Origin of the sequence: Citrobacter sp. Cpo069, from assembly GCF_030332785.1 — a bacterium.
Taxonomy (GTDB): domain Bacteria; phylum Pseudomonadota; class Gammaproteobacteria; order Enterobacterales; family Enterobacteriaceae; genus Citrobacter; species Citrobacter portucalensis.
Map to the genome: position 1 here is coordinate 1 of NZ_JAOWHD010000002.1, position 3,510 is coordinate 3,510.

Annotated in this window: 8 protein-coding genes; all 8 read right to left on the bottom strand. The window is 47.7% G+C overall.

The window, feature by feature from the left end; all coding sequences use genetic code 11:
* Positions 1-189: hypothetical protein (locus OGY08_RS00010; protein ID WP_286565289.1), on the bottom strand; the 189-nt coding region annotated here is incomplete at its 3' end.
* Positions 190-231: 42 nt separating this feature from the next.
* Entirely contained in the window at positions 232-573 is a 342-nt protein-coding gene (locus OGY08_RS00015; RefSeq protein WP_125125821.1) for a hypothetical protein, read from the bottom strand.
* A gap of 22 nt (positions 574-595) precedes the next feature.
* Positions 596-904 carry a hypothetical protein gene (locus tag OGY08_RS00020; RefSeq protein ID WP_169516768.1) on the bottom strand — a complete coding sequence of 103 codons (309 nt, stop codon included), beginning with the start codon at positions 902-904 and terminating at the stop codon, positions 596-598.
* A 2-nt stretch (positions 905-906) separates the two neighbouring features.
* The gene (locus tag OGY08_RS00025) at positions 907-1,212 is read right to left on the bottom strand and encodes a TrfB-related DNA-binding protein (RefSeq protein WP_117143801.1); all 306 of its coding nucleotides are present in this window, start codon (positions 1,210-1,212) and stop codon (positions 907-909) included.
* 64 nt (positions 1,213-1,276) lie between these two features.
* Positions 1,277-1,762 carry a single-stranded DNA-binding protein gene (locus OGY08_RS00030; protein ID WP_286565297.1) on the bottom strand — a complete coding sequence of 162 codons (486 nt, stop codon included), beginning with the start codon at positions 1,760-1,762 and terminating at the stop codon, positions 1,277-1,279.
* 56 nt (positions 1,763-1,818) lie between these two features.
* The gene (locus tag OGY08_RS00035) at positions 1,819-2,646 is read right to left on the bottom strand and encodes a DUF932 domain-containing protein (RefSeq protein WP_024147850.1); all 828 of its coding nucleotides are present in this window, start codon (positions 2,644-2,646) and stop codon (positions 1,819-1,821) included.
* A gap of 186 nt (positions 2,647-2,832) precedes the next feature.
* The gene (locus tag OGY08_RS00040) at positions 2,833-3,048 is read right to left on the bottom strand and encodes a hypothetical protein (RefSeq protein ID WP_000111575.1); all 216 of its coding nucleotides are present in this window, start codon (positions 3,046-3,048) and stop codon (positions 2,833-2,835) included.
* Between the two features lie 88 nt (positions 3,049-3,136).
* Positions 3,137-3,406 carry a hypothetical protein gene (locus tag OGY08_RS00045; RefSeq protein WP_021544370.1) on the bottom strand — a complete coding sequence of 90 codons (270 nt, stop codon included), beginning with the start codon at positions 3,404-3,406 and terminating at the stop codon, positions 3,137-3,139.
* Positions 3,407-3,510 lie beyond the last annotated feature (104 nt).

Consider the following 3,510-nt stretch of genomic DNA (forward strand, 5'->3'; position numbering starts at 1 on the left):
GGCTGGCGCGTAGCGACGGGCCGGGCGTGATTTATCCGGGTGTTGGGGGGATGGCCGCGCAGCGGCCAGCGCCCCTACAGACACGATGGCACCGGAGAAAACCGGCAAGATCAGGATGAGCGCAGTTGATTGCGTTAGGGATTGAAGCCCGGAGGGGCGAGACAGCTTGCCTGGCTCGATGCGGAGCACGAAAGCCCGCCCCGGAGGGAACGCCATAAGTGATTTTTGCTGTTAATTTTTAAATCCGTACTCACATTCGCCTTTATAAAAATAGAAGGGATGCCAGTGGTTTTTAAGTGTTTTGCGGTCTAATGTCAGATGTTCAATCGTATAGCAAGAACCATCATCCTGATCTATTCCTAAATTAACATAACCTATATGCTCATAAGAAATTTTATCATTATTAAAATGCTTATAATAAACCGGATATTCCGCCACTATATCAGGATGGTTTGCCCCCATAGTTTCATCACAAAAATCTAGTAACGCTGTTTCCATTTCGGAAAATGATTCATGACCGCGAATCTCAAAAATCATTTTATTTAATGAGTTTTCAAATCTTACCTTTGCCATATCCATTACCCTCTATAATAATTTATTCTCTACCTAAAGAATTAAAAACATGAATTAATAATTTAAGCATGTAAAAAATAGCAGTTGCTGCAAACGTTCCTAACATCAGCGCTAGAGAAAATTTTGGCTCACCCGACCACATTTCGTCACTCCTGAATATCATGAACGAAAACATCGCGCTAAGGCCAACAAGAGCAAGTAATTGAATTACGCCCCCTATTTTACGAACCGTTATCACATAGAGGATGAGATAAAAGTACCCGATGAAAATTACGCCTATTACAACGAACATTCTTAGAAATTCATATAACGACATATGTGTATCAGACATAATTAAATTCCATTTTGGTTATGTTTTTTAGCCATTTCTTTAACCTGCTTCGCCAGCTCTGGCGGCAACCAGACTTGCACAAATTCTAACTGCTCATCTTCCGGGATAACTTCGTTAAAAATCGCAGTAACGCGCCTGATTGCAGCATTGACCGTTTGCTTTGACCGGTCGAACTCTTTAGCCACATCGACTTGTTTGCGACCGTCAACCAGTACGGCGTATGCCATATCGATCGTTACCTGGCTGCATGTGCGTAATGCCGGTGCGATACGCTGCCATTCTTCAGGGGAAATGCGTTCTACTGCCATTTTTTACCTCATTACGGCCCGGTTACGGGCCGATTTATTAATTTATTACAAATACTTACGTCATTCAAAACGGTATATCATCGTCGAACGGGGGTGGTTCGTTTCCTGCCGCTGCCGCTGCCGCTGTGCCGGTGGTTTGTGGCTGGCCGCTGAACTGCTGGCCCCCTTGCGGCTGATTACCAGTCTGAGAAGCGTTCTGTGAGCGCCCGCCTAACATCTGCATAGTACCGCCGACGTTGACCACAACCTCTGTGGTGTACTTCTCCACGCCCGCTTGATCAGTCCATTTACGAGTTCTGAGCTGGCCTTCAATGTACACCTGCGAGCCTTTACGCAGATATTCACCGGCGACTTCAGCCAGCTTGCCGAACAATACCACGCGATGCCATTCAGTCTGCTCTTTCATCTCGCCGGTTTGCTTGTCACGCCAACTTTCAGACGTGGCTAACGTAATATTGGCAACCGCGCCGCCGTTCGGCATATAACGCACTTCAGGATCTTGGCCTAAATTGCCGACCAGAATTACTTTGTTAACACCTCTTGAAGCCATGATAATCACCTTTTTCGGGTTGATAAAAGCCCCGCGAACAAGCGGGGCGTTTGCCATTAAGCGGCTTTGAGTTCATTCATGCGCTCGCTGAGAATCCATAAAGCGCGGTTTAAAGAAGTATCCTTATCCATGCCGGTAACGGCGCGGGTACGAGTTGATTTGCCCTGCTTAGTTCTGGCACTCAAACCGCCACGGATGATGTTTTCCTGTACACGGTTAAACGTTGTCCACAAATCATCTTTGCGATCTTCGAAACGACGCGCCTCAAGGAGCTGGCTCGCGGCGATTGGTGCGGGGCCGTCTTTCTCGTCATAACGCAGTGCTAACGCCGCGTCAGCGAAAATACGCTTTTCCAGCGCATTCAGTGTGACAGACTTCATAGCATCCATATGGTTTTCAACGTTATCAAACTGATCCAGCACTTCAAAAGCGCCCTCAATAACACGCTCGGTAACGTTTCCTTTGTGCGGGATACGAATATCAGCAACGGTATCACCGCAGACTAAACCGTTATGGCAGACGAAACGGAATACACCGGCCAGCATTTGATAGCTGCTGCTGCCATCATGAGAGTTAAGCAGGATGATTTCTTTCGCTTCGGTGCCGTTAATTTGCCCGGCATGGCGCAGACGGATCATGTGCTTGGTGTGTTCGCGTTTATCCAGGTTGCGAACGCGAGTCTGGCAAACCATGAATGGATGAAAACCGTTATCACGCAAACCATTTAATACTTCGCTGGTCGCAATATAGGCGTAACGGTCGGAGCGGCTTTCATGCGCTTCAGTGGCAAAAATAGACGGGGCATAACGCATGATCTGATCATCGTTAAGAGGGCGGTCAGAACGCAGGATATTTGCAGAACGAAAACGGCTAGATAACATAATCATACTCCTTCGCTATTTACCCGGAGCGGTTGCCGCCGCTGGTTCCGGGCCGGTCAGCACCATTGCTAACCGATGAATACAGTATAGGTTTTCCCCTCCATGAAGTCAACTAAAAGTATCATTATATTTTACTTATTATTGTACTCACCGATGTGAAAAAGCCCGGAAACCGGGCTTTGCAGGTGTTCAATATGTTACGTGGACAATCACCGGCTCTGTGTTTTCTGCCTGTACACCGGCAGAACCGGCCCAATACTCATAGAATGAGCGGCGCTTATTGAGAGCATCAATTGCGTCCTGTTCGGAGCGGAAAGAGGCCAGGCTTGAACGCCCGACCATGATACGCCAGCGGCGACGATGGAATTTAATTTCCAGGGTAGGGGTGAAATCTTTTACTGACATAGTAGCCTCTGTACCTTCGCAGTTTACCCGGAGCGGTTGCCGCCGCTGTGTCCGGGCCGGTCGGCACTATTGCCGACCGCGTATAGATTTAACGGCTCTTAATCTCGCCGTTTCGGATCATCGTTTTCAGTTCTTCATGCTGTAGCAATAAGCCATGTTGCAACGTGGAATAGATATTCCCGACAAGCCAGCCATCCACGCCCATAAAATCCTGTGCATCTTTGAGAATTAATAACGGCTCGCAATCTTCGCCTTTTTCATAAACCCAAATGGCATACACCTCCCGGTTTACGGTGCTATCCACATCGGTACATTCCTCAATATCAAAATGTTTTTTCAGCAGCGTGGTTAATTTCATTTTTCACCCCTTCGCAGGTTGCCCGGAGCGGTTGCCGCCGCTGGTTCCGGGCCGGTCAGCACCATTGCTAACCGATAAATACAGTATAGGCTTTCCCTCTTTAA